The 25339-nt window shown below is 63.8% G+C and carries 27 protein-coding genes and 1 pseudogene; 13 read left to right on the top strand and 15 right to left on the bottom strand.

Going from position 1 to position 25339, the window contains the following annotated elements:
- Window positions 1–3 precede the first annotated feature (3 nt).
- A complete protein-coding gene (locus AABA84_RS05680) occupies window positions 4–1293 on the bottom strand; it encodes an ABC transporter substrate-binding protein (RefSeq protein WP_165637843.1) in 1290 nt (429 codons plus the stop codon).
- 42 nt (window positions 1294–1335) lie between these two features.
- The gene (locus AABA84_RS05675) at window positions 1336–2322 is read right to left on the bottom strand and encodes an ABC transporter ATP-binding protein (RefSeq protein ID WP_212252098.1); all 987 of its coding nucleotides are present in this window, start codon (window positions 2320–2322) and stop codon (window positions 1336–1338) included.
- Window positions 2323–2590: 268 nt separating this feature from the next.
- Here AABA84_RS05675 and AABA84_RS05670 point away from each other — a divergent pair, with 268 nt between their 5' ends.
- The 3 genes from AABA84_RS05670 to AABA84_RS05660 all read left to right on the top strand — a co-directional run bounded on the left by AABA84_RS05670 (window position 2591) and on the right by AABA84_RS05660 (window position 7478).
- Entirely contained in the window at window positions 2591–3298 is a 708-nt protein-coding gene (locus AABA84_RS05670) for a GntR family transcriptional regulator (RefSeq protein ID WP_338311585.1), read from the top strand.
- Between the two features lie 584 nt (window positions 3299–3882).
- Window positions 3883–5241, top strand: a complete 1359-nt coding sequence (locus AABA84_RS05665) for a metal-dependent hydrolase family protein (protein ID WP_338311584.1) — start codon at window positions 3883–3885, stop codon at window positions 5239–5241.
- A 467-nt stretch (window positions 5242–5708) separates the two neighbouring features.
- Complete coding sequence (locus AABA84_RS05660) at window positions 5709–7478, top strand: CYTH and CHAD domain-containing protein (RefSeq protein ID WP_338311583.1); 1770 nt, start codon at window positions 5709–5711, stop codon at window positions 7476–7478.
- Window positions 7479–7595: 117 nt separating this feature from the next.
- Here AABA84_RS05660 and AABA84_RS05655 read toward each other — a convergent pair whose 3' ends face one another.
- From AABA84_RS05655 to AABA84_RS05645, 3 genes are all read right to left on the bottom strand, one after another.
- A complete protein-coding gene (locus tag AABA84_RS05655; protein WP_028141141.1) occupies window positions 7596–8219 on the bottom strand; it encodes a transglutaminase-like cysteine peptidase in 624 nt (207 codons plus the stop codon).
- A gap of 330 nt (window positions 8220–8549) precedes the next feature.
- Window positions 8550–9161 carry a PilZ domain-containing protein gene (locus AABA84_RS05650; RefSeq protein WP_026202686.1) on the bottom strand — a complete coding sequence of 204 codons (612 nt, stop codon included), beginning with the start codon at window positions 9159–9161 and terminating at the stop codon, window positions 8550–8552.
- A 135-nt stretch (window positions 9162–9296) separates the two neighbouring features.
- The gene (locus tag AABA84_RS05645; RefSeq protein ID WP_338311582.1) at window positions 9297–10538 is read right to left on the bottom strand and encodes an MFS transporter; all 1242 of its coding nucleotides are present in this window, start codon (window positions 10536–10538) and stop codon (window positions 9297–9299) included.
- A 338-nt stretch (window positions 10539–10876) separates the two neighbouring features.
- Between AABA84_RS05645 and AABA84_RS05640 the strand changes: the two genes are divergently transcribed.
- Both AABA84_RS05640 and AABA84_RS05635 read left to right on the top strand, forming a co-directional pair.
- A complete protein-coding gene (locus AABA84_RS05640; protein ID WP_338311581.1) occupies window positions 10877–12028 on the top strand; it encodes a zinc-binding dehydrogenase in 1152 nt (383 codons plus the stop codon).
- A gap of 3 nt (window positions 12029–12031) precedes the next feature.
- Window positions 12032–12265, top strand: coding sequence for a hypothetical protein (locus AABA84_RS05635; protein ID WP_246550904.1), 234 nt, complete (start codon window positions 12032–12034; stop codon window positions 12263–12265).
- 105 nt (window positions 12266–12370) lie between these two features.
- Here the strand turns inward: AABA84_RS05635 and AABA84_RS05630 are convergent, their stop codons facing one another.
- Complete coding sequence (locus AABA84_RS05630) at window positions 12371–12913, bottom strand: hypothetical protein (protein WP_212252087.1); 543 nt, start codon at window positions 12911–12913, stop codon at window positions 12371–12373.
- Between the two features lie 293 nt (window positions 12914–13206).
- Between AABA84_RS05630 and AABA84_RS05625 the strand changes: the two genes are divergently transcribed.
- Both AABA84_RS05625 and AABA84_RS05620 read left to right on the top strand, forming a co-directional pair.
- Window positions 13207–13344, top strand: a complete 138-nt coding sequence (locus AABA84_RS05625) for a hypothetical protein (RefSeq protein ID WP_212252086.1) — start codon at window positions 13207–13209, stop codon at window positions 13342–13344.
- 285 nt (window positions 13345–13629) lie between these two features.
- Complete coding sequence (locus AABA84_RS05620; RefSeq protein ID WP_338311580.1) at window positions 13630–14184, top strand: MltR family transcriptional regulator; 555 nt, start codon at window positions 13630–13632, stop codon at window positions 14182–14184.
- A 16-nt stretch (window positions 14185–14200) separates the two neighbouring features.
- On the opposite strand, the gene AABA84_RS35035 is transcribed toward AABA84_RS05620, so the two are convergent.
- Window positions 14201–14287, bottom strand: a complete 87-nt coding sequence (locus tag AABA84_RS35035) for a hypothetical protein (protein ID WP_212252116.1) — start codon at window positions 14285–14287, stop codon at window positions 14201–14203.
- 61 nt (window positions 14288–14348) lie between these two features.
- A pseudogene (locus tag AABA84_RS05615) lies at window positions 14349–14770 on the bottom strand (transposase); the annotation flags it as partial.
- 115 nt (window positions 14771–14885) lie between these two features.
- Here AABA84_RS05615 and AABA84_RS05610 point away from each other — a divergent pair.
- Together AABA84_RS05610 and AABA84_RS05605 are read left to right on the top strand one after the other, a co-directional pair.
- Window positions 14886–15320, top strand: coding sequence for a VOC family protein (locus AABA84_RS05610; protein ID WP_246550902.1), 435 nt, complete (start codon window positions 14886–14888; stop codon window positions 15318–15320).
- 111 nt (window positions 15321–15431) lie between these two features.
- A complete protein-coding gene (locus tag AABA84_RS05605) occupies window positions 15432–15944 on the top strand; it encodes a hypothetical protein (RefSeq protein WP_338311579.1) in 513 nt (170 codons plus the stop codon).
- Between the two features lie 21 nt (window positions 15945–15965).
- Here the strand turns inward: AABA84_RS05605 and AABA84_RS05600 are convergent, their stop codons facing one another.
- Both AABA84_RS05600 and AABA84_RS05595 read right to left on the bottom strand, forming a co-directional pair.
- A complete protein-coding gene (locus tag AABA84_RS05600; protein ID WP_338311578.1) occupies window positions 15966–16319 on the bottom strand; it encodes a cupin domain-containing protein in 354 nt (117 codons plus the stop codon).
- Between the two features lie 122 nt (window positions 16320–16441).
- Window positions 16442–17182 carry a metallophosphoesterase family protein gene (locus AABA84_RS05595; protein WP_338311577.1) on the bottom strand — a complete coding sequence of 247 codons (741 nt, stop codon included), beginning with the start codon at window positions 17180–17182 and terminating at the stop codon, window positions 16442–16444.
- A 284-nt stretch (window positions 17183–17466) separates the two neighbouring features.
- On the opposite strand from AABA84_RS05595, the gene AABA84_RS05590 reads away from it, so the two are divergent.
- Entirely contained in the window at window positions 17467–19437 is a 1971-nt protein-coding gene (locus AABA84_RS05590; RefSeq protein ID WP_338311576.1) for a DEAD/DEAH box helicase, read from the top strand.
- Between the two features lie 78 nt (window positions 19438–19515).
- Here AABA84_RS05590 and AABA84_RS05585 read toward each other — a convergent pair whose 3' ends face one another.
- On the bottom strand, window positions 19516–19821 hold the full coding sequence (locus AABA84_RS05585) for a hypothetical protein (protein ID WP_212252074.1): 306 nt from the start codon (window positions 19819–19821) through the stop codon (window positions 19516–19518).
- Window positions 19822–19944: 123 nt separating this feature from the next.
- Window positions 19945–20451 (bottom strand): GNAT family N-acetyltransferase, encoded by a 507-nt coding sequence (locus tag AABA84_RS05580; protein WP_338306388.1) that lies wholly within the window; start codon window positions 20449–20451, stop codon window positions 19945–19947.
- 146 nt (window positions 20452–20597) lie between these two features.
- Here AABA84_RS05580 and AABA84_RS05575 point away from each other — a divergent pair, with 146 nt between their 5' ends.
- Entirely contained in the window at window positions 20598–20984 is a 387-nt protein-coding gene (locus tag AABA84_RS05575; RefSeq protein WP_338306387.1) for a COG4315 family predicted lipoprotein, read from the top strand.
- 10 nt (window positions 20985–20994) lie between these two features.
- On the opposite strand, the gene AABA84_RS05570 is transcribed toward AABA84_RS05575, so the two are convergent.
- The gene (locus AABA84_RS05570) at window positions 20995–21549 is read right to left on the bottom strand and encodes a PAS domain-containing protein (protein WP_338311575.1); all 555 of its coding nucleotides are present in this window, start codon (window positions 21547–21549) and stop codon (window positions 20995–20997) included.
- A 557-nt stretch (window positions 21550–22106) separates the two neighbouring features.
- On the bottom strand, window positions 22107–22409 hold the full coding sequence (locus tag AABA84_RS05565) for a GIY-YIG nuclease family protein (RefSeq protein ID WP_338311574.1): 303 nt from the start codon (window positions 22407–22409) through the stop codon (window positions 22107–22109).
- 307 nt (window positions 22410–22716) lie between these two features.
- On the opposite strand from AABA84_RS05565, the gene AABA84_RS05560 reads away from it, so the two are divergent.
- Both AABA84_RS05560 and AABA84_RS05555 read left to right on the top strand, forming a co-directional pair.
- Window positions 22717–23538, top strand: a complete 822-nt coding sequence (locus AABA84_RS05560; protein ID WP_338306384.1) for a rhomboid family intramembrane serine protease — start codon at window positions 22717–22719, stop codon at window positions 23536–23538.
- Between the two features lie 189 nt (window positions 23539–23727).
- A complete protein-coding gene (locus AABA84_RS05555) occupies window positions 23728–24156 on the top strand; it encodes a CBS domain-containing protein (RefSeq protein ID WP_212252063.1) in 429 nt (142 codons plus the stop codon).
- Window positions 24157–24191: 35 nt separating this feature from the next.
- Here the strand turns inward: AABA84_RS05555 and AABA84_RS05550 are convergent, their stop codons facing one another.
- Window positions 24192–25220, bottom strand: coding sequence for a patatin-like phospholipase family protein (locus tag AABA84_RS05550; RefSeq protein ID WP_212252061.1), 1029 nt, complete (start codon window positions 25218–25220; stop codon window positions 24192–24194).
- Window positions 25221–25339 lie beyond the last annotated feature (119 nt).

The following is a 25339-nucleotide window of genomic DNA, read 5'->3' as shown; positions in this document are numbered from 1 at the left end:
AAATTACGCTGCGATGAACTCGTTCCACTTGCGGACCATGTAGTCGTTCTCGTCCATCACGGCGTTCCAGCAGGCGACGCCGCCCATGCGGTCCTCATAGGAGCCGCCGTCACGCACCGCGCCGGCCTTTTCGAGCAGCGAGCCGTCGGGCGCCTTGATGTCCTTCTCGGCCGGCTTGCCTTCCATCCAGTACGCCCACTCGTAGGGCTCCATATGCGCCTTCGCGGTGGAGAGCACGGCCGAGTAGTAGCCCTGGCGGTTGAGATAGGCGCCGGCATAGCCGGACAGAAACCAGTTGACGAACTCATAGGCCCATTCGAGCTTCGCGCCCGACACGCCCTTGGAGACGCAGAAGCCCGAGGCCCAGGAGCGATAGCCTTCCTTCAGCGGCTGGAAGGTGCAGGCAATGCCCATCGAGCGGACCTTGGTCACTGCCGGCGACCACATCGACTGGATCACGGTTTCCCCTGATGCCATCAGGTTGACGCTCTCGTTGAAGTCCTTCCAGAAGGCGCGGAACTGGCCGGCCTTCTTGGCTTCGGTCATCACCTTCATGGTGAGATCGATCTCTTCCTTGGTCATGTTGCCCTTGTCGGCATATTTGTACTTGCCGGTGGCCTCCACGACCATCGCGGCATCCATGATGCCGATCGAGGGGATGTTGAGGATCGAGGCCTTGCCCTTGAATTCGGGGTTGAGCAGTTCGGACCACGAGCTGATCGGACGCTTGATCAGGTCGGGGCGGATGCCGAGCGTGTCGGCGTTGTAGACCGTCGGGATCAGGGTGACGAATTCGGTCGCCGAGGTCGCGAACTTCTTGGAGTCCTTGCCCTCGAGATAAAGCACCTTCCAGGGCGCGGTGCCCTGGCCGCCGATCTTCTTGCCGCCGGGCGTCTCGCCCTTGGTGAAGACGGGCGTGATGTTGTCGAACTGCTTGATCTTCCTGGCGTCGAGCGCAAGGATGTTCCCCGACGGCACGATCTTCTTCAGCGAGAAATATTCGGTGTCCAGCACGTCGAAGGAGTTCGGCTGGGTCATCACGCGCTTGGTGACGTCGTCGGTGGTCGCGGTGATGTATTCGATCTTGATGCCGGTGTCCTTCAGGCACTGCTTGGAGATGTCGTCGCCTTCGTTCACGGCGGTGCCGAGATAGCGCAGCACCTTGGTCTCGGCCGACTTCACATAGGGAAAGCCGGTGATGGCGCCGGAGCCGGCGGCAAGGCCGGCCAGACTGGCGGTGCCCTTGAGCAGCGTGCGGCGGCTGACGCCCTTTGTCCTGATGGTCTCGCTCATGTCAGTCACTCCTCTGTTGCGCATTCCAGTGATCGATCGGCGCTATTGCAGGCGTTGCGCCTTGGCGGGATCCCAGGTGGCCAGCACGCGATCGCCCGGACGGAACGGGTGGACGTCGAAGGTGGCTTCGGGAACGTGGGAGAACAGGGCGGTGCCGTCGTCGAGCGTCAGCGAGACGGCGATGTAGGAGCCCTGGTACTCGGTCTGGGTCAGCCGCGCCGGTGCGCCGAACGCGCCATCGGTGAACGGCGCGATGCCGAGCTGATCGGCGCGCACGGCGATGAGCTTGCCGGCGTCGCTGAGCACGTTGTGGCCGCCGATGAAGCGCGCCACGAATTCGGTGCGGGGATGGTGGAAGATGTCGCGCGCCGTGCCCTGCTGCTCGATCTTGCCGTGGTTCATCACCACGATGTGGTCGGCGAGCGCCATCGCCTCTTCCTGGCCGTGGGTGACCTGGATGAAGCTGATGCCGAGCTCGCGCTGCAGCCGCTTGAGCTCGCCGCGCATCTTGACCCGCAGGAACGGATCGAGCGCGGAGAGCGGCTCGTCGAGCAGGAGGATCTGCGGCTCGGTGATCAGCGCGCGGGCGAGTGCGACGCGCTGCTGCTGGCCGCCGGAGAGCTGCGCCGGCAGCCGGCCCGCATATTGGCTCATCGCCACCAGCTCCAGAAGTTCGCCGGCGCGTTTGTGGCGTGTCGGCTTGTCGATGCCGCGCATCTTGAGTGCAAAGGCGACGTTGTCGATCACGGACAGATGCGGAAACAGCGCGTAGGACTGGAACATCATCGCGGTGCCGCGCTCGGCCGGCGGCAGGTCGGTGACGTTTTGCGCGCCGAGGATGATGTCGCCCTCGCTGACCGCCTCGTGGCCTGCGATCATCCGCAGCGTCGAGGTCTTGCCGCAGCCGGACGGGCCGAGCAGGCAGCAATAGGTGCCGGCCGGGATCTTCAAATTGACGGTGTCGACCGCCAGCGTCGTGTCGTAGCGCTTGGTGACGGCGACCAGTTCGAGAGCGGCGGGAGTGGCCATGGCGTGTCCGAGGAGGGGCGTGCTTCCGCCTCTCTCCGCAAGCTCCGTGCCAATCGCCTCCTTGCCGGCCGAATCCTGAAACTGTGCTGCGGAGTCAGATCGTTAGATCGAATCCGGCGGATCCGGGCTGCCCGCCGGGCGCGCAGTCATCTGCACACAAAACAGGCGAAGATTGTATAAAGTTTCGCCTGTGATTGGATACAGCTCGTCGACTAACATTCGAAAGCGAACGTCGTCGACCGAGCCCTCAAGCCCAACTCTCGAACCAATGGCCGCCAAGTCCCGCCCCAAATCCGACGCGCCAGACGCGAGCGACCGCGTCAGCCGCATCCGGGAGGGCGTGACCGCCGCGATCCTGGAACATCGCCTGCTGCCGGGCACGAAGCTCGGCGAGGACGAGATCGGCGAGATCTACGGCGCGAGCCGCACCCTGGTCCGCACCGCGCTGCAGCAACTTGCGCATGAGGGCATCGTCAACATCGAGAAGAACCGCGGCGCATTCGTCGCGCGCCCCACGCCCGCCGATGCCCGCGAGGTGTTCGAGGCGCGGCGCCTGATCGAGCCCACCATCGTCGATCACGCCATCGACGCGGTGTCGCCGGCCTGGCTCGATCGTCTCCAGCAACATCTCACCGAGGAGCGCGAGGCGGAGCTGCGCGGCGACGCGCGCGCCTCGGTCCGGCTTTCCGGTGAGTTTCACAAGCTCGTCGCCGAGATGAGCGGCCACAGCATCTATCTCGGCTTCCTCAAGGAGCTGATCGCGCGCTCCTCGCTCATCATCCTGCTATACCGCCGCCACGACACGCCCGCTTGCGGCACCGATCATCACGCCGGCATCGTTAGCGCGATCCGCAAGCGCGACAAGCAGGCCGCGCGCGCGCAGATGCTCTCGCATCTGACCGAGATCGAGGACGAGCTGTTCCTCAAGGACCCCGCCGCCGACGAGCTGCGGCTCGCGGACGTGCTGGGCGTCTGATCCGCATCGATCGCAAGCGCCAGGAATCGCCGCCGAGAGCTGCGATCCCGCGTCAGTGGCTGAATTCGCGTTCTGCGGCGAGCTGCCCGTCTGGGGTGATCTCGTAGTCGCCGCCTCGCTTTGTCATCCATCCTGACCTGACCATCTCCCGTGCAAGCTGCACCGAGCAGATGGGGTGGTTACCTCCTGGGTAATACAGCCTGTCATTTCGGACGAGCAAGTGACCGTATAGTTGGGCATGACGTAATGCCCTGCGCATCCCGGGTGATGGATCTTTCATGCCGGTTCAAGCGCGAGCGCGATGAAGGTTCCTAATGAATGTGGGGCTCATCGCGCGCTGTTCGCTCATCATTCTGCTCTCCCGTCGCCACGACATGCCGGCTGCGGCGCCGATCATCACGATATCTCTTTGATTCAAATTCGAGCCGATCGCGGCGACCTCTCATCAATGCAGATGGCAGGACTGCATATTTGCCGCTGTGGTGGCCAGTTGACGGAGGCCAGACGTCGGCGTCAATTGGCGCGAGACGTTGCGTGCCTGTCATCACCCCTCGCGTAGCCCTGCACCTCAGCGGAGGCCGGACATGTCGGGTTTGAGGATGCCGGCCAGAGTGTCCGGAATCGCCACGCTGCTTGCGGCCGTTGCAATGATCCTCGGCAGCGCCTCCTCGGCGAGGGCCCAGCAGGACTCCGCCGTCCTGTTTCGCAACGTCCGGATATTCGACGGCAAGAGCGCCGCGCTGTCAGCCGCGTCCAACGTCCTCGTTAGAAATGGGAAGATCGAGAGGATTTCGACCGCGGACATCGCGGCCGCCGGTCAGGTGGTCGACGGCGGCGGCCGCGTGCTGATGCCGGGACTGATCGATGCGCATTGGCACGCGATGCTGGTGCGCCCGACGCCGATGGCCGTGCTCGCGGGCGATATCGGCTATAACAATCTGCTCGCCGCCAGCGAGGCGACGGCCACGCTGATGCGCGGCTTCACCACCGTGCGCGACATGGGCGGGCCGAGCTTCGGTCTCAAGCAGGCCATCGATGAGGACCTCGTCGCAGGTCCCCGCATCTATCCCTCCGGCGCCATGATCACCATCACCAGCGGTCACGGCGACTTCCGCCAGCTCTCCGATCTGCCGCGAACGATCGGCGGCATGCTGAGCCGCATGGAGCGGATCGGCGGCAGCATGGTGGCCGACAGTCCGGACGAGGTGCGTGTGCGCGCGCGCGAGCAGCTCATGCAAGGGGCCTCGCAGGTCAAGCTCACCGCAGGCGGCGGCGTTGCATCGCCCTTCAGCCCGCTCGACGTCTCCACCTTTACCGAGCCCGAGCTGCGCGCGGCGGTCGAAGCCGCCGACAATTGGGGCACCTATGTTGCTACGCACGCCTATACGCCGGTCGCGATCCAGCGCTCGGTCGCGGCCGGCGTCAGATGCATCGAGCATGGTCATCTCATGGACGAGGCGAGCGCTAAGCTGATCGCGGAGAAGGGGATCTGGTTGAGCACGCAACCGTTCCTGGATATCTCCGGTGCCGCCGCGCTCGGACCCGCCGAGCAGGACAAGATGAAGCAGGTGGTCGCCGGAACCGACCGCGTCTATGCGCTCGCGAAGAAGTACGGCATCAAGACCGCGTTCGGCACCGACGTCCTGTTCTCGCAGGCGCTGGCGGATCGACAGGGCGCCATGCTGGCCACGCTCACGCGCTGGTACACATCGGCCGAAGCGCTGGCCATGGCGACGTCGGCCAATGCCGAACTGCTGAGCCTGTCGGGTCCGCGAAATCCCTATCCGGGCAAGCTCGGCGTGGTCGAGGAGGGCGCGTTCGCCGATCTCCTTCTGGTCGACGGCAATCCGCTCGACAACATCAAGCTCGTCGAAGATCCCGCAAAGAATTTTGTGGTGATCATGAAGGGCGGCAAGGTCTACAAGAACATCCTCGCACGCTGACAAGCGCGCGCGTCGATCACATCTTGCGTGCCTGCCAGACATGAGGTGGCGGGATCGCTCCTAGGGGCGATCCTCCGCAACCGCCCTTTTGAGCTGCGAACCTAACGCGAGCTCCGGGACTGCTGCAGGCCGCCCAGGGCTTGTCACAATTCCAGGCCGGTCATCGGGGGCATGGCTTCTCAGCGTCTCCAGAACCAGAAAGAATTTCTCGGCTAGCATGGGGCAAACTCGCTGGCGCGTTCATTTCGGTTTCGAGGACAGCGAATTTCGCTCGGCGAATCGATCATTTGCTGCGCTTAGGGCAGCTTAGCTCGTATTGGCACGCCGGATTGTGACAAGCCTTGCCGGATTCCCGCGTCTGGCACGTCGTGTGGTTGATCACGCACTGCTGCATAACGTGACTATTCCTCGCGGGCCGCTCCCGCTATATGCTGTCGCTCTGTCATTGAACTGTCATGTCACCGTAAATGCTGAAATCAGACCCAACACCGGCTCGCAAAACCCCGAGTGCGCCGGAGGGGAATCCCGTTCCGAAGGACAACAGGAGAACGCAAGTCGTCGCCGGCTTCCTCAGGCAGATTGAACCGGCCGAGCCCGGCGCGGAACCTGCGATCGTCGAGGGCGCTGTGAGTGATCAGACGCCATCGCAAGGTGTCCCGCCTGCTGCGGAACCGACGCAGTCGAGCCTTGCCGCGCATCCCGGCGAAATCGAGCTCAAGCTGCTGGTCGATGCCGATCGCATGGCGCATTTCAACGCCGCGCCGGTCATCGCTGCGAATGCGCGCAACAAGGGCTCGCGAAAACACCTCAAATCCGTCTACTATGACACCCCCGAGCGGATGCTTCGGCGCAACGGCCTGAGCCTGCGCGTTCGCCAGAGCGGCGCGCGCTTCGTGCAGACCGTGAAGACCGACGTGGCGGACGATCCGCTGCGCCGCGGCGAGTGGGAGGCGAGCGTGGCCTCGCTTGCGCCCGATCTCGCTCTGGCGATGCCTTTCATTCCGGAGAAGCTTCGCAGCCATCTCGAAGCGCAGCCGCTCGAAGCCGTCTTCACCGCCGACGTCCATCGCCACGCGCGGATGATCGACCTGCCGTCCGGCACGGTCGAGATCGCTTTCGACCATGGCGCGCTGACGGCAGATGATCGATCGCTGCCGGTGAGCGAGATCGAGCTGGAGCTGGAGCTCAAGAGCGGCAGCGCGAGCACGATCTACGAGGTCGCGTTGCGGCTGGCCGAGCACGGCGCGGTGAAGCCGTCCATCCGCAGCAAGTCGGCGCGCGGCTTCGATCTTGCCGCGGGCGTGCCGCCCTCGGCACGCCGACCGCGCAAGCTTCGCCTCGATCCATCGGTGACGCTCGACGAGGCGTTCGCGACGATCCTGCGCTCGTGCTTCCTTCATCTGCTTCAGTCGCTGCCGGCGGCCGAGGACGGGCGCAATCCGGAAGGCGTGCATCAGCTGCGCGTCTCGCTGCGCCGGATTCGATCGGCGCTCGACCTGATGCGCTCGGTCGGCGCGCTCAGCAATCTCGACGCACTGAGGTCGGAAGCGCGCTGGCTGGCGCAAGACCTGTCCGCCGCGCGCGATTGGGATGTGTTCCAGCTCGAGACCTTGCCGACGATCGCGAAGGCTTGCCCTGCAATCGCCGGTTTCGATGCGCTCGGCCGGGCTGCGGCCGGACGCCAGTCCGAGGCCTATCGCAAGGCGCATCACGCGCTCGACGATCGCCGCTGCGCCATGTTCCTGATCGGCTTCGGCAACTGGATCGAGACTCGGGGCTGGCGCAATGACGTCGCCGCCGAAGATCTCGGCCGGCTCGCCGAGCCCGCCGTCAATTTCGCGCAGCGCATTCTGTCGGAGCAATACGCCAAGGTGCTCAAGCGCGGCCGCCGCTTCAAGTCGCTCACGATGGAGGAGCTGCACCGGGTGCGGCTCGCGACCAAGCGGCTGCGCTATCTCAGCGAGTTCCTGCTGCCGCTGTTTGCCGATCGAAAGCCCGCGAGGAAATTTGCCCGCAGGCTCGCCGGTTTGCAGGAGGAGCTCGGCGCCTACAACGACATGGCGGTCACGGCTTCGCTGCTCGACGGGCTCGGAGCCGAGCCCGACGGCGCCATCGCCGCCGCCGCGATCGCCGGCTGGCAGGCGCGTGCATCGATCGGCATCAGGCCCGCCTTGCAAGGCACCTGGCGCGATTTCACCGCCGCGCGCGTGCCGTGGTCGCAGGCCGCTCAGGACTGATCACGCATCGCAAAAAAATTGCGCCCAGCCATTGGGGGATGGCTGGGCGCGCGCGAACCGGTCTGGGACGGGGAGGGGTGGGGATGTGACCGGGCCGCGTAACTCCTTGTCTCGTTCTCAATCTCTGGCGCTGGCGGTGGAGACCGCCGGCTTGGTATCGCCGAGCGAAACCCAGACGTTGGGATCGCTCTGCGACTGGCGCTTGACGAAGCGGTAACCGGTCTCCGTCCAGGCAACGACGTTCTCGTTCTGATTGTCGAGAACGAACTCGCCCTTGTCGGTCTTCACCGTCAGCACCGCGTGTCCTTCGCCCTTCTTGTCGCGCACGACGGTGATCAGCAGGGCCTGGCGCGGCCATCCGGCATCGATCAGCATCTTGCGCTTCAGCAACACGTAGTCTTCGCAGTCGCCGTAACCGTCGGTCGGCAGCGACCACTTCTCGATCACGCCCCAGTGCTCCTGGTCGGTCAAAGGCTTGACGGTCTCGTTGACCCAGCGATTGACCTTGACGAGGTCGCGCCATGCGGCCTGCGACATCACGATGTCGCGCGGCTGCGCCGGCGTGCCCTGGCACTGAGCGGTATTGTCCGCGCAGAACTCGACCCAGCCGATCGGCGCACGCGTGGTGTCACCGAGGCTCGCGTAGAGCAGACGGCTCTCGCCGGCCTGCGCTGCCGCGCTGATCCCGAAGAGCATGGCAGCCAGCGCCAGCCCTTTCCCCTGTCCCTTGAAGTCAAACATTGCGGCCCCCGTTTCTTGTTGGGACCACATTTCGCACGGAGCTTTTGAGTTGCCGCTAAGTCAGCCAAGTCAAGTCGAGACGAATACAAGTAAAAGGCGCGGCGAATTCGATCTATACTTGAATCGAATTCTCATAAAATTTGAAACAACTGCAATTGATTCAAATTTTATCGATTAACGCGGAAACACTGGCGGAACCGCCATTTCAACGTGCAAAGGGGCTGTGCGTTAACCGGCGCGAGGTTCGTCATCACGCACGAAAAAGGCGGCGTCCGCATTGCGAAAGCCGCCTTCGGGCTGAAAATACAGGGGTTTTGGCGTCCCTGCGCTTTACCGCGCGGTAACGCTCTCTTCGAGTGTCTCGATCGGCTGGGCGTGGACGAACTCCAGCGCGAAGCCGTCTTCGAGGTTTCGGACCACGCGGCCCTGGACCCGGCCGAGCATGACGGTCGATTTCAGCGGCGGCCGGTTCTCCGCGGCAATGGCGGCACCGGACAAGGAAAGGTCGATGATGCGGCAGGTCATCTTGGTGCCGTCCTCGAGCGTCAGCACCGCAATCGGGTTGCGCGGCACGATACGGTCGTGGCGGCGGTCCTCCGGCAGGTTGAGGATGTCGCGGTTGGCGAGCCAGGTCAGCTGCGCGGCGAGCTTGTCGCGCTTCCTGGGTGTCGCCCCGATCGTCATGGCAAAGCCATTGTCGATGATGCGGGTGATCTTGCCCTCGACGCGGCCGATATGGTCGAGATAGGCGACGACGCGGTCGCCGACATTGCCGATGCCGGGGGCGAGCAGCGCGAGGCCGCCCGGCGACATGTTGATCACCTGGCAGGGAAATTCGCGGCGGTCCGGCAGCATGTAGCGGCCGAGCAGGTGCACCTTCACCCGCTGAAAACGCCGACGCTCTTCGGCGGCAGGAAGAAATTTTTTGTTCGCCAACGCCATTTTCAACACCCGACCCCCCGCCCGGGCGGAGTCCGGGACGACCCTAAGGTGCATAGGGTTAATGCCGCGTTAGGATTGGGTACGGCGGTAACGGACAGACACAATGCGTTCGAAAGGCCACACCCGGAGGGATGCTCAAGCCGGCCTCATCGCCCGCCGCTGCAGCAGGACCAGCAGCGCCAGCAGCACCGCAGCGGACAGCCCGAGCGACCAGTGAATGCCGATCGCAGCGCCCGATAGCCCGACGGTGATGCCGCTGAACGCCCGCATCCCGAGCCCCGCCATATTATAAAGACCGACGACGCGGCCGCGAATGTCGTGCGGGGCATTCACCTGCACCAGGGCCTGCGCCATGGTGTTGAACGACAGCTCGAAGAAGCCGGCGAAGAACAGCAGCACGATCGCAACCGGATAGATCCGCACTGTGGCGAAGCCCAGCAGCGCCACGCTCCAGAGCATCGCCAGCATGATCGCGGTGCGCGGCGTGCCCTTGAGCCGTCCCCAGGATTCCAGCGCGATAGCGGCGAGCACCGCGCCGGCCGCATCCGCCGCGAGCAGCACGCTGTAGGAGACGCCGGGATCGCCATGACCGAGATCGCCGGCATAGCCCGGCATCTGGGCGTGATAGGCGTTGCCGATCATGAAGGAGGTGAGGCCGGCGAGCCAGGTCATCGCGGTCAGGGTCGGCTGGGTTCCGATCGCGCGGACGGTCAGCACGATGTCGGCTAGGCCGCGCACGGCAAAGCGCCGCACCGCCACGCTGTTGTCGCGCACGGGTGCCCAGAACAGCCAGAGCAGCATCGGCAGATAGAACAGCGTGTTGAAGATGATGCCGTGCGAGGTGCCCAGCGTCAGCATGATGATTCCGCCCACTGCAGGCCCGACCAGAATGCCGAGATAGCGCGCCATCGCGTTCAGCCGCACCGCGCTCGGCAGGTCGGCGGGTCCGACGAGATCGTAGAGCAGCAGCTGGTTCGGTGTCTGCCAGAGCACGCCGGCGCAGCCATGGATCACCAGCAGCAGCATCGCGTGCCACATCTGGATCGTGTCGGTGAGGAAGAAGAATCCCCATCCGCTTGATGCCACGATGAACAGCAGCATGCCGCACTGGATGACGCGGCGCGGATCGAACCGGTCGGCAAGCCCGCCGACGGCGACCGAGAACAGCAGGAACGGCAGCCAGTGCGACAGCACCGCAAAGCCCGCCAGCGCCGGCGAATGGAATTTCTGGAACACCACCCAATAGCTGATCACATGCTCGATGTTGTCAGCCATCATCGCCAGCACGTAAGACGCGAACTGGAGCCGGTACAGCACCGACTTCATCGCCGCGAACGAGCCGGACGCAGCGACGGGATTTTGAGGCAGGGGATTCAAGGGGACACCTGGGGTGAGACTATCGGCGCTTACACGTTCGCCGGTCGGTGCTCAAGACATTGGGTTTGCATGGGCATCTGCCATGCGCTGCTGCCACACACTCTGCGGCGGGAAAGACGGCTGTGTTTGCGGCAAGCTTTGTAGCCCGGATGGGCGAAGCGACATCTGGGGCCGCCGGTCCCGCATGTCGCTTCCGCCTTCGCTCTCCGAGCTACGGCGAACAAGTCGCTCATGCGGGGCTACGAGACTGCCTGCTTGGCACGACCGTGCATCTCACATAGGCTTCGCCGCACGCCCGCACCCATCAATCATAACAGACGGGCGATGAGGAAACAGCCATGCAACAGATCCGCGTCTGCACCCACGCCGGTCCCGGCTCGGAGCCCGTCATCAAGACCGTGCCGTGGCCGAAGGTCGGCAGGAAGGCCGCGCTGATCAAGGTCGGCGCCTGCGGGGTCTGTGGCACCGATCTGCACATCCTGAAAGGTCACTGGCCGAAGCCGCTGCCCTGGCCGTTCACGCTTGGGCATGAGCTCGGCGGCGTCATCGTCGAATGCGGCGAGGAGTTCACCGAGGACTTCATGAGCAAGCCGCTCAAGGTCGGATCAAAAGTGATGATCCCGCCGCTGATGCCCTGCGGCCATTGCTATTACTGCATCCACTATCCGCAAACCGCCAACAAGTGCCTGACGCCGGTCTATTACGGCCGCTATCTCGGTTTCGACAAGGCGCCGCACATGTGGGGCGGCTGGGCCGAATATGTCTATGTCGATCTCGACATGCTGCCGGGCACCAAGATCTACAAGCTGCCCGACGACATGTCGCTGCGGCTCGGTGCTCTCTCGGAGCCGCTGACCTCCTGCATCCGCGCCTTCAACCGCGCCAGCCGCGCCGGTGGTTTCAGCTGGGGCGACACCGTGGTGATCCAGGGCTCGGGCCCAATCGGCATTCTCGCGGTCGCGGCCGCCAGGGAGATGGGGGCAGGGCGTGTGATCTGCGTCGGTGCGCCCGAGGAGCCGCGGCTCAAGCTCGCCCGCGAATTCGGCGCGGAGGCGACCGTGAACATCGAGGAGATCAAATCGCCGCAGGAGCGCATCGCCCGTGTGCGCGAGATCGTCGGTGGCTTCGGCGCCGATCTGGTGATGGACTGCTCGGGACACCCCACCGCCGGCCCCGAAGGCATCGAGATGCTGCGCGACGGCGGCACCTATGTCGAGATGGGCCAATTCACCGATGCCGGCTCGATCGACACCTCCTGGCATCGCATCTGCACCAAGGACCTCAACGTGCTGGGTTCCTGGGGCTTCACCGGCAATGATCTGCCGCTCGGAGTCGACATGCTTTATCGGACGGCGGGCAAATATCCCTGGCTGAAGATGCAGACGATCTATCCGTTCACGGAGGAAGGCGTCGCGCAGGCGGTGAAGGACGCCATGGCGATGAAGACGGTGAAGTCGACCATCGTGCCGTGGCCCGAACTGGTGGACTAGCCGATGCCACCGATCCCGCACGATCTCGCGGCGTTCCTGGTCGAGGCCAAGCAGCGCACCTATGCAGGCCTCGACGACGACGCGACGGTGGCCGCGCCGCTGCTCGCCGGCTCAAAACGGCTCGAGCATCGCGCGCCGCCTTATGCCTATCGCGATATCTATTTCGGGATGGGATTTTTCGTCGGGCAAGTACTCTCGACCGAACTTCCGTCTCTGCATGCCCCGCCTCCAGCTTGATAAAACACCCAATCTTGGTGTCCATCAAACCGGCACACGGTCAAGCTTGTCAGGGAACGAGAGGTGTCGGTGGCGCAAGCAGGCCGGGAGCGTTGGCAAGCAGGACTAGGCATTCGCCTCCTTCGGCTTATCCTTTACTCTCCAACCACAGATCTCCGCCGTAACGCGACCCAGTCTAATTGAGAGAGCCAGGCAAATGATGTACAAGGCGGCCAGTCTCCTGCGCACAGAAGCAGACTTATCGGATTCAATGCGGCCATATACTTGTGTTTCCATATCGTTGTGCAAGGCCAAGACCTGATCATAGAGTCGACGATACACCGATATCTCTGGGACGGGCAGGTCGACATACGGACTCACGAGAGATAGTAACCTGCCAAGATCCTCATGGTTGTAAGGCCCGTCGAGGAGTTTTCTCCCCTCACTTTCAATCGCGCAAATCACTTTAGGACTCAGAAAGATCGCGATCTCCACCTTGCCATCAATACACCTGACATATGAAGAGTAATCTATCTTATGCTGAGCCCGTATCCTTGGGACCTTAAGCTCTAGCAGCGTTTGCTGCAGATCAAGAACGCTTATGATGCTGAGAAATCCCAAGCTTAGGTAGATGTAGTCAACCGCGCGCAACGCCGCTTCGCTGGTCAATTTCCGGCATCCCCAATACAGAATGTGGCAGAGAGCCACGCATAGCAGCGCAAAACCTACCAGCCTCCAAAGGTGCCCATCATCGCCCATTGACGCCAACTCAATGGCGAGGCATGTGAGAACTCCTCCACAAGTTAAGATCCAAAAGATAAGCCAAGGGAAAATGGGCATAGGTACAGCTCTAAAAATCACATCGTAATCACGCCGGATATATCCTAGTGACAGCTAATTGCAATTGCGCCATCATACTCGCGGGCCGCGAGGCGGATATAAGTCAACGAGAAGAAGCGACAATGGCACTCTTTATCGCCGTCACGGCGCTCATCGTGGGCGTCGCGAACATGGGTTTCCAGCAAGGGCAAGCGAACCCGGGCAAGAACTTCTTCAGCTCTGACAACCACATCGTCCAAGATGGCAGCTCCATAGACTAGCTCCATAGATAAGGCCCCACTAAGGGGCCTTTTCAATATGCAGATATTTCGGCAAAGGCGGCGGCCACACAAACGGCCCAGCACCCTCTGAGACCCTTCGCGCGGCTCCGTTGTTGGACACGGTTGCCTTGTCCGTTCAGCCTATCCCGGGGGAATACCCTCTTGGTCGTTTCCCGACTTCGGACTTTCCTGTGCGATGTGATCGCTTGGGCTGGACGCCACTATACCGGGTTCCGCAACTTCTGATAGCCTCCGCCACGGACGGTGCAATGCGGGGAGATCGGTTTGATTTGGAGTATCCTAAGCCCGGAGGACGGAGACGAACGAGAGGAGTTGGATCGGGCTCTCCATGATATAGACGCCAGCCCGGATAGAGCGGCGGCAATCGTTGCTGCCGCCTTTATTGAAAGACACCTCGAACTCGCTTTGAAGGCACGTCTTGTTCAGGACGATACCTATCTAAAGGATATGTTCAGAAGCAGCGGCCCGCTTGGTAGTTTCTCCTCCAAGATACGAATGGCCTATCTGCTTGGCATATGCAGCAAGGAGACGACAAGAGATCTGGAAACGATCAAAAACATTCGCAATGCCTTTGCTCACGACGTTCTCATAGCTGGCTTTGACAATCAGCGCATTAATGACCTGACCGAGAATCTGGAGAATGCTACGGTCAATCTCGTAATTAGAATAGTCGGTCACGACGACGTGCCTCCCCAGATGGCATTTCCAAAAGAGGCAAGTACGTCCCGAGAGCGCTTCATCCGCGCGTCCCAAATTCTGATGTTCCAGTTCGTCACCAACAAGAAGCGACACCGCAAGCCGAGGGAGTCTCTTTTCTAACGCCACTTGGTACGCATCATTTCTTGCAGGGAAAGGCGGCCGTCAAAGCGTTATGGAATAGGACATCGGCTCTGTTCTGGCGAACCTCGGGCTTGTCCTTCAGGTACTTGCAGAAGACATCACCTACTTGATGCGTTCTTCCTCAGCGACGAGAAGAAGCTCTCCTCGTCGCTTCGGGATCTGGCGCTGGGCGATCGGTTCAGCCAGGCATGAAAGCCCGACCGGGATACGCCCATTGCTTCCCATAGCCATGCCGCCGGCCAGACAGTCCGGTGCTTCGCGATGGAGACGAATTTTATATCGCTTCCTTCGCGAAGTAGGAGGCGGCCTTTTTTTAGGATATCCCGCTCTGCCTTCAGCTTGGCGACCTCGCGCCGCAACCGCTCGATCTCCAATTGATCAGGCTTCATTTGCCCGTGGCCGGGAAGGACTGCACAGGGTCGGAGCCGAACTCCTTCACCCATTTGCGAAGTACGTTCTCATGAACGCTCAGGCCGCGGCCTGCTTGCGCCACCGACACCCCTCGTTCCCTGACAAGCTTGACCGCCTCGATCTTGTACTCTCGACTGAACTTCCGTCTCTGCATGCCCCATCTCCAGCTTGATAAAAGACCCAATCTTGGTGTCCATAAAACCGGCAGCAGCCCCCATCGCCCCCGCATTCCGCCGTGCTCCATGCGGGCCACGTGACGGGAGTTTGGAATGAAGGACACGATGACCAACGAACAGACACCCGAGCCAACTCGTCGCTCCCCCTTCGACGCCATCCGCGCGATCGACTACACCGTCATCTTCGTGCGCGACATGGCGGCGATGCGCCGCTTTTATGAGGAGGTTCTCGCCTTTCCGCTGTTGCGCGAGCTGTCGCCGAACTGGATCGAGTATGGCCTCGGCAGCAACACACTGGCGCTGGCGCGGCCAGGCCGGACCGCCACCGATGCGCCGACGCCGCCGGGCAGCGCTTCGCTGCAGCTGGCGTTCAAGGTCTCCGCGGCCGAGGTCGATGCATGCGCCGACGAACTCGTGCGGCAGGGCGTAGCGCTGGTGTCGCCGCCGACGAACCAGTCGTTCGGGCATCGCACGCTGTTCTTCCGCGATCCCGACGGCAATCTTCTGGAGGTCTATGCCGAGATTTAGCCCGGTTACCGTGCCCGTCGCCCGAAAAGTTCCACTGGAAATCCCCGACTTATTCACGCCGAGGTGAAACTTAGGTCCAGGTTGCGGCTTTCAGTTCCCATGAGAGCGATCGTGAAGCGAATCCTGAAACCCGTCACTTACGTGCTGGCTGCCATCTACTTCGTGGTGGATGCTGTCTTCATGGCCGTGGCGCGGCCGATCGCGCGCTGGATCGGGCGTCATTTCGAATTCAGGCGTTTGCGCGCCTGGATCAGATCGCTGTCGCCTTATGCGTCGCTCGCTCTGTTCTCCGTGCCCGTCATCGTTCTGGAGCCGGTCAAGCCGGTCGCTGCTTATCTCACCGCAACCGGTCAGTTCCTGAGCGGCGCGGTAACGTTCATTGTCGGCGAATTGCTCAAGCTGGTGCTGGTCGAGCGCTTGTTTCATCTCACACGCGACAAGCTGATGCGAATTCGCGCGTTTGCCTGGGCTTACGGAAAATACGCCGGGGCGAAGGCGTGGCTGCAGGCGACCGAAGCCTGGCGCGCCATCCGGGCGCTGGCCCGTGCGGCCAAGGACGCTGTTGCGCGCGTGAGAGCCAGGCTGGTCGGCAGCTTCAGCGGACTGGCGGCCTCCAGGGATTAGACCGCGCAGGCGCGCTGCGCGCTATGCAAGCTTGCGCGCCGCGGCGGTGGCCTTGTCGCCCGTGTTCGGTGTGCCGGTCGGCTCGATGAGCAGGAGATGAACCTCCTCACGTGCCACCGGGCGATGCTCGACACCTTTGGGCACGACATAGAGCTCGCCGGGACCAAGCGTCACCGTGCGATCCCGCAATTCGATGTCCAGATTGCCTTTCAGGACCAGAAAGAAATCGTCAGTGTCCTCGTGCTTGTGCCAGGTGAACTCGCCCTTCACCTTCACCACCATCACGTCGCAATCGTTGAAGGTCGTGACCGTGCGCGGCGACCAATGATCCTCAAAGGTCGCGAGCTTGTCGGTCAGCGATATGCTACCTGTCATGTTTTCTCCGTTGCTCTCTCGTGAGGCACGATTTGGGATCGCGGGGCGGGCGCGACAAGACCGTCCTCGTTGACCGGTCGATCCTGCCGTACCGATGCGATCTGAGATCTCGCCGCGGTCGGCTATGTGACGCATCCGGTCAACATCGCCTGCGCCCATTCGGGGGGGTTGTTGGCGAGCGCACGCGCCGATGCGGCGTCCCAATCATATTCGAGGGCCAGCAGCTCGACCTGCCAGCCCCTCTTTTTCTTCGTGAGGATCGCATAGCGGGCGTGAGGCGAGCGGTGCTCCAGGTTTGCGGCAAACGGAATGTCCGCGAAGACGGGGCAACCAACGCTTCCCGGATTGAGAACCAGGCAGTCGCCCGGTCCCTGAACCGCGGCCTGGCGGTGGCTATGGCCGCACAGCACCACGCGCGCCGTCGGCTCGCTTGCGAGGCGCGTCGCCAGCACCTCGCGGCGTGCCGGCACAAAGCGGCCGTCATCGAGCGATTCCTCCAGCAGGCACGCCGTATCGTTGTCGGGCGTGCCGTGGCAGGCGAGGATCCCGTCGTCGAGACGAATTTGCGAGGGCAGGCCATGGAGCGCGCGCCGTTGCTCCGCAGTCAATGCGCGACGCGCAAACAGGCCTGCCGGCGAGAGTTTGTCGTCCGGAAACTCCTCGATCCAGCGGTCATGGTTTCCGCGCACGGTCGGCAACGCCAGCGATTGCAGGGCCTCGAAAGTCTCTTTCGGCCACAAAGGGCTGGTGACGCAATCGCCGAGGTTCACGGTGCGATCAACGCCGCGCGCCTTGATGTCGGCCAGCACGGCCTCCAACGCAGCAAGGTTGCCGTGGATGTCGGAAATGACGGCCAATCGCATCGTTGCGCTCCCCCTCTAACTCGGTTCGATCTCGGCCCATTTGCCTTGCCGCCAGACCCCGTTGCGCCGATGTTAATCAAGGTGGCCGCAAAAATCCGCTGCAACCTCTGAGGCGCGGCTCTTTTCGCGAAGCCATGCATCATTGGCATGGTGATTTCCGAACTCTTGGCGTAAAGAGCACCCAGATCAAATCCAGCGTGCGGCCGGGCCGTTTGCCGCGCACGCGAGCTCAGGCCCCTCGGCTCACCGTTTGCGCGCCTGAATTAACCAAGGTTCTCCATCCCGTGTCTTTTCCGGCCCTGACCCCGCCGCTCGCCCGCGCTTTGGCCGAGCGGAACTATGCTTCACCGACCCCCGTTCAGCTCGCCGTGCTCGCGGACGAAGCCGCCGGCCGCGACCTCTTGGTTTCGGCCCAGACCGGCTCCGGCAAGACCCTCGCTTATGGCCTCGCCATGGCCAAGGATCTGCTCGGCGATGCCGAGCGGTTCGAGCGGGCGGCCGCTCCGCTCGCCCTGATCGTGGCGCCGACCCGCGAGCTCGCGATGCAGGTTCAGCGCGAACTCTCCTGGATCTATCAGCATGCGGAGGCGCGGGTCGTCTCCTGCGTCGGCGGCATGGATCCGCGCCGCGAGCAGCGCGAGCTTGCGGCTGGCGCCCACATCGTCGTCGGTACGCCCGGCCGGTTGTGCGATCATCTGCGGCGTAACCGCCTCGACATCTCGGAATTGAAGGTCGTCGTCCTCGACGAGGCCGACGAGATGCTCAATCTCGGTTTTCGCGAGGACATGGAATTCATCCTCAAGACCACCCCGGAGACGCGCCGCACCCTGCTGTTCTCGGCGACGTTCCCGCGCGGCATCGTCGCGCTCGCCAAGCAATATCAGCAGCAGGCGTTTCGGATCGAAGTGGCCGGTGACGAAGGCGGTCACGCCGACATCGAGTACCGCGCCATCCGGATCGCGCCCGCCGATGCCGAGCATGCGGTCGTCAACGTGCTGCGCTTCTACGAGGCGCCGAGCGCGCTGGTGTTTTGCAGCACGCGCGATCACGTCAGGCATTTGCAGGCGGCGCTGCTGGAGCGCGGCTTCTCCGTGGTCGCTCTGTCGGGTGAATTGACGCAGAACGAACGGACCATGGCGTTGCAGTCGCTGCGTGACGGCCGCGCGCGCGTTTGCGTCGCCACCGACGTTGCCGCCCGCGGCATCGACCTGCCGAGCCTCGACCTCGTCATTCATGCCGACCTGCCCAACGACGCCGAGGTGATGCAGCACCGCTCGGGCCGAACCGGGCGCGCCGGACGTAAGGGGACCAGCGTCCTGCTGGTGCCGCCCGCCCGCCGGCGGCGCGCTGAGCTGCTGCTCAATCTCGCGGGGGTCGACGCCGACTGGGGCACGGCGCCGCAGGCGGACGAAATCCGCAAGCTCGATCATGACCGCATGAAGGACGTGTTGTTCACCGAGGAGACCACGGCGGACGACCTCGTGCTGGCCCAGGCGCTGCTGGCCGAGCGGTCGGCCGAGGATATCGCCGCCGCGCTGGCGCGGCTTTATCGCGCGCGGCTGCCGTCGCCGGAGGACATCCTCGATCCCGGCGAGCGGGCTGGCCGGCCGCGTGACGATCGCGGTCGCGACAATGTTCGCACGCCGCGCGACGATGGCCGCACCTCACGCGGCGATGATCGCCCTGCGGGGCCGCGATCGAAATCAGGCAAATCCTCGCCGCGTCACGGCATGGGAGAGGCCACCGTCTGGTTCCGCGCCAACATCGGGCGACGCAAGAATGCGGAAGCGCGCTGGCTGCTGCCGATGATTTGCCGTCGCGGCGGCATCGACAAGGGCGATATCGGCGCCATCAAGATCATGGACACCACGACCGAGTTCGAAATCTCCGAGCGGGTCGCGGAGTCCTTCGCGGTCAAGATTAAGCGTCCGGACAAGGAAGACAATATCCGCCTCGAGCCGATGGCGGGCGCGCCGCAGCAACAGGCGCCTGCGGAGGAGCGGTCACACACGCCCCGGCGCGAGAGCCGCGACAGCGATCATCGTGAACGTCGCGACGATCGTCCGCGCGACAAGAGTGACTTCAAGCCGCGCAGCAAGCCTCAAGGCGAGCGCGGGCCGAAATTCGACGATGCTCCGTCTTTCGGCAAGAAGAAGCACAAGAACAAGCCGGGTCACGCAGAGCCGTCGGTCACGCCGTGGCAGGCGAAGGGCGCGCCTGGAAAGAAGCCGAAGAAGAAAAAGAATCGCGGCTGAACCGGCACCATTCAGCGCAGACGACAATGATGCCGCCGGGTTGCACCGGCGACATCATCTGAAAAGTCGGGTGTGAGCTCAGCGGCCACCGCCGCCGCCACCACCACCGCCTCCGCCACCACCACCGCCGCCGCCGGCATCGCGCATCGACGAGCTGTAGCGCGGGTCGGTCTGCTTCATGTAGGTCGGCGAGGTATCGTGGACGGGAATGACGCTGCTGCGGGAGCGGCCGGGGTTCGGCTGCTCGAACACGATGCCACAGCCTTCGAAAAAGGCGAATTCGCAACCATAGCTTCGGTGTTGCGCCGCATTGGCACCGGTCGCGACGAACGCGGCCGTCGCAACCCCTGCAATCAAAGCAATCTTCGACAATGTGAGTTTCATGGATCTTCTCCAGCCTCGGTTCGGCGAGACCGGAACGGCTCGCACACACCTTCGACGGAGCGCCACTTGAGCGGGTTCGAGGGCGCGGCTTCACGCCCGCGTGAGCCGGCCCGGGGCGGGACATTACATCGCGGTAAGGTCGCGCAGCATGTACGTGGCGCCTTCGCCATAGGATGCGAGTTTTGCGCGCAGTGCCGCGTCCGCCGTGACGGGCCGAAAGCCGAGACGTTGCCACAGCGGCTGCGTGGCATAGACCGAGACCAGCGCGAGCGTTGCGATGCCTGACGCACGCGCCAGCTGCTCGACATCGGCAACATAGGGGCGCACGACGCCGCCGCGAAAGTCGGGCAGGACCGCAACGTCGTGCACGTAGAGGCAATCGGCGCCGTCAGGCAGTCGTTCGAGCAAGCCGTCGAGCGGCGGAATCCGGTGCCGCTTCCAGGGATGCGCGAGACCGTAGCCGGCGATCTCGTCGCCCGCGACCAGCACGCGGCATCCGTCGGGATAGAGCCGCATCTTCTCCGCGAGCACCTCGGGGCTCTCAGGAAGAGCAGGATGAATTTGCGCCGCGATCGCGCTGATCGCGGGCAGGTCGGATGCGTGCGCGGGGCGCCAATGCGGCTTGCTCATGTCTTTCCGTCGTTCCGTCTCGGTCGGTCCAGTTTATTCCGCCGCGGCGGCGCGCGCAGCGAAAAATATCTTTGCCGCCGTTTCAGGAATACGACGCCGCGCGCGGCGTCCTACCCATGCAAGCCAATTGCATGACAGGAGAAATCATGACGTCCCCGATCCGCCTCGCGCTCTCGCTGGCACTGTCGCTCGCGATCGTTCCCGCCGCCTTCGCCGCACCGCCGACCAAGACGGGCAAGACCGACAAGGGCAACGTGCTCACCGACGCCAAGGGCATGACGCTCTACACCTTCGACAAGGATGCGGACGGCAAGTCGGCCTGCAACGGTCCATGTGCGACGAACTGGCCGGTGCTGAAGGCCGAGGCGAATGACGCCGGCAGCGACGGCTACACCATCATCACCCGCGACGACGGCTCGAAGCAGTGGGCCTACAAGGGCAAGCCGCTCTACACCTTCGCCAAGGACCAGAAGCCCGGCGACGTCACCGGCGATGGTTTTCTGAACGGCGCCTGGCATCTGGCGATGCCGTGAGAGCTGGCGACTATCTCAGCCCCTCATAGACCATCAGCCCGCGTGCGATCTGCAATTTGCGGATCGCGCGCGGCAACAGCTTCTCCGGCTGGTGCAGATAGCGCCAGGAGGTGAGGGTGAAGGTTGAAAGCGCGCCGCATTCGTCGTCGAACGGCGCGAGCACGCCCGTCACGCTCACCGGCGTGTGCGGGCGGGCGTTGAAGGGCAGCAGCAGCAGCTCGAGATAGGCCTTGCTGCCGTCCTCGCGCGCGGCCGTGACGCCGGCGATCGCACCTAACGCCTCGTCGGCGACGATCGTGGTGATCTCCTCGATCTCGCCGCGGCAGGCTTCGGTGAACAGCGCCGCAAAGCTCTGGTCCTTGAGGTCAAATCCCGCGAGTGCGCAGACGCGCGTTCCCGCGACGCGGAAGGGAAAGCCGAGATTTGGCTCGCAGGAGAGGACAAAAATGTCGCCGAGCAGGCCGCGGACGGCGGCCGGATCGATGTCGGCCCTGTCAGGGGCCCGTGCGGCGCCGCGCTTCTTGTCCCAATACGCGAAGAACGCGCGGCTCGACGGATGTTTCATGTCTGAACGCTTATCCCGGGGTGCAACCTCGAAGGGACAAACTTGTCCCGCTTCAGTGCACCCGCGATCCCTTGTGATGTTGTGCAGGAGGGGATTTGCAGCGTCCATGCCGGGAGGGCGTTTTCGCCTCCGTTAAGGCCACCTTTGCGTCATTAACGTTAAATTAACTATGGCCTTTGCACCTCGCGCGGCGCTGCTATGGTGATCGCAGTCGCAAGCCTCGCCGCTTTCATCCAGGTTCTCGGCGGGGCCTGTACACAGGGCGTCAAACAGTTTGGTCACGGGCCGCGGGGAGGGGTGGGGATACACCTTCATTCCTCTGGCACCGGAAGGCCGACACGGACAGGCAGGGCTTCCCAGGGCCCTGCCTTTTCCTTTTTCAGCCGCCGGCTCTCGTGCCCCGGAGCCGGGGGCCCATGTCCCGAGCTCAACCGACGAAGAGCTGGATCCCGGCTCTGCGGCGCGTCCCTTCGTGCCGCGCCTTGTCCGGGACACTAGCGTTCCGTGTCCCGGACGCGCTGCAGCGCATAGCGCTGCTGCGCAGAGCCGGGACCCAGTCAGTTTGCCAGCGAGTTCAGGTCTTCCGTCAGGTCGCGCCAGTCCGGATTGAGGTCTTCGATCAGCTTGAGCTTCCAGGCGCGCCGCCATCGCTTCAGCGAATGCTCGCGCGCTCTCGCTTCGAGGATGGACTCGTAGCTCTCGAAATAGACCAGCAACGTGACCCCGTATTGCTTCGTAAACCGGGGCACGCGCTTCGCCTTGTGTGCGGCCATACGGCGCGCGAGGTCGTTGGTGACGCCGACGCACAATGTGCCGTTTCGCTGGCTTGCGAGGATGTAGACGAAGAATGCGGTTGGCATGGGCGTGAACCAGAAAGTAAAAACTATCTAAAATTGCATGGTTCGAGCTTGCCGCCAATCTGGGTCCCGGCTCTGCGGCGCGTCACTTCGTGCCGCGCCTTGTCCGGGACACGGGCTGGGCTGGTTCGTGCCCCGGACGCAGTGCGGCGCTCCTTCAGCGCTGCACTGCTGAGCCGGGGCCCAGCGTCGCGTCCGACATCGAAATGAGACGCCGTTTCACGATTTCCTTTTGTGCACTTGCGCAAGGCCGGCAAAGGCGACTATCTCCAAACGGATCGCTCCGATCGCGCCTGAAAGCGAAGCTGCCTTGGATTCTCCGCACGATTCTCCGCCGCAGGATTCTCAGCCCGGCCTGCCGGCCGCCCATGAGGAGGCTCCGCGCGAGCCGGTCCTGACGCTGCCGGTGGCGCTGACCGCCTATATCGTCCTGCTGGCGGTGATCCATCTGCGGGTGCTGCTGCCGCCGGAGCTCGAGAACTGGACCATCGACGTCTTCGGCTTCATCCCCAAGCGCTACGATTCCTCGCTGCTCAATCTGCAGATCCCGGGCGGGGCCGGCGCCAAGGTCTGGACCTTCGTCACCTATTCGCTGCTGCACGCCAACCTGACCCATCTCGGCTTCAACGTGCTGTGGCTGCTGCCGTTCGGCAGCGCGCTGGCGCGGCGCTTCGGCGCGGTCAGGTTCTTCCTGTTTCTGGCGGTGACGGCGGCGGCCGGCGCGCTCGCCCATCTCGTCACCCATGAGCATGCGGTGGCGCCGATGATCGGCGCCTCGGCCTCGGTGTCGGGCGCGATGGCAGCCGCGATCCGCTTCGCCTTCGTCCGCGGCAGCTTCCTGTCGTTCAACCGGTCGGACGCCGATACCGCAGCGAGAGTTCCGGCGCTGCCGCTGTCGCGCGCGCTGCGCGACGGGCGGGTGGTCGGCTTCCTCGCGGTGTGGTTCGGCGTCAACATCATCTTCGGCGTCGGTGCGATCGGCATCGATTCCGAGACCACGAGCGTGGCCTGGCAGGCGCATATCGGCGGCTTCTTCGCCGGCCTGCTGCTGTTCGCGCTGTTCGATCCCGTGCCGCGCGTGCGAAACGATGCTGCGGATGCGTCATCACAGGACGTTTCAGACCGTATTTGAAGCGGCGCTTGCGGCGCGGCCCGAATTCATCCATCATTTACCGGAAGAATGTTCCGGAGCTGCAAGCCGCTAGCGGCGATGCTTCGCAAAGCGCCTGAGCCTGCAACCGGCGCCAAAACTGTTAGTTGAAGACTCGAAGAACAAGTCCGGACCGCCAAAGGCGGACGGGTCCGATTCAGGGAGGCAACAATGACGGTACGTTCCATTCTCAACACCAAGGGCCACCAGATCATGAGCGTCGAGCCCGACGCGAAGCTGGCCGCCGCCATCAAGCTGCTCGGCGAGAAGAAGATCGGCGCGGTGCTGGTGATGAACCAGAGCCGGCTCGAAGGCATCCTGTCGGAGCGCGACATCGTCCGCGTGCTCGGCGAGCGCGGCGCGTCCGTGCTGGAGGAACCAGTGAGCCAGGTCATGACCCGCAAGGTCGTGAGCTGCAAGGAGGCCGACACGGTCGCCGAGCTCATGGAGATAATGACGACAGGCAAGTTCCGCCATCTGCCAGTGATCGACAATGGCAAGGTGGTGGGCCTGATCTCGATCGGCGACATCGTCAAATGGCGTGTCCGCGAATACGAGACCGAGCAGGAAGCCCTGCGCGACTACATCAAGACGGCCTGACGCGTCCGCTTACGCGTCTGCCTTGTTCGTCCGCCTTATTCTTCCGCCTTGGGCGCGTGGCCCGCGGGAGCCGGCGCCAGCACTTCGATCGCCTCGCGGATCGACTCCAGCGCGCGTTCGGCGGCGCGCGCGCCATGGGCGATCAGGTCCTCGGAACGATGGAAGTCGAACCAGCCGAACTGGCCGACCCGTGGCGAGATCAAGAGATCCGGCGGATCGCCGGCGAGGCGGGCGCGGGTGATGCGGTCCTGCATGATGTTGAAGGCGTCGACCATCACCGAGGAGATGCCCGGGCGCCCGGCGCTGCCGAAGAACTCGCGCTTCATGGTTCTCTCGGGTGAGAAGAAGCGCGGAAAGCGCCGCTTGGCGGTCGTCTCCTCCGGCTCGGCTGCGACCGGCGCGGGCATCGCGCCGTGCGAATAGATCGTCGTGGAATGGGTGAAGATGTCGCTGGAAAGATTTGCGGCGATGACGATTTCGGCGCCGAGCGCGCGGGCGGCTGAGACCGGCACCGGGTTCACCAGCGCGCCGTCGACCAGCCAGCGATCGCCGATCAGCACGGGCGCGAAGATGCCGGGCAGGGCGTAGGACGCACGCATCGCATCGACCAGGCGGCCGCGCGTCAGCCAGATCTCGTGGCCGGTGCGGACTTCGGTCGCAACGCTCGCGAACTTGACCGGCAGGTCCTCGACCAGGGTCTGTCCGACCGCGTTCTCGAGCCGGGTCGCCAGCTTCTCGCCGCCGAGCAGGCCGGAGCCGTTGAGGCGGATGTCGAGATAGCCGAGGATGTTGCGCATCCCTTGCAGGCTGCGCCCCCACTCTTCGAACGTCTCGAGCCGGCCGGCCGCATGGAGGCCGCCGACCACGGCGCCGATGGACGTGCCGACCACGACGTCGGGAACGACGCCGTTGGCGATCAGGGTCCTCAGGATTCCGATATGGGCAAAGCCGCGCGCCGCGCCGCCACCGAGGGCGAGGCCGATGACCGGCCGGCGGGTGGGGCCAAGGCCAATCTTCTCACCGTTCGAGCCGTTCGCACCACGACCCTTCAAGATATCAAGCACCGAAACTCTCCTACCCGGGCCAGCCCTCGACACCAGAGTAGGCACCGGACTTCCGCCGCACCAGAGCGAGGGCCAAGCATGGTTTATACCGTTCGGGGAAGCAGGGGGCAGTAGTGTGG

Source organism: Bradyrhizobium sp. TM239 (assembly GCF_036247985.1).
Classification (GTDB): domain Bacteria; phylum Pseudomonadota; class Alphaproteobacteria; order Rhizobiales; family Xanthobacteraceae; genus Bradyrhizobium; species Bradyrhizobium ottawaense.
The sequence above is the reverse complement of the archived record's forward strand: the minus strand, read 5'-3'. Positions and strand labels throughout refer to the sequence as shown.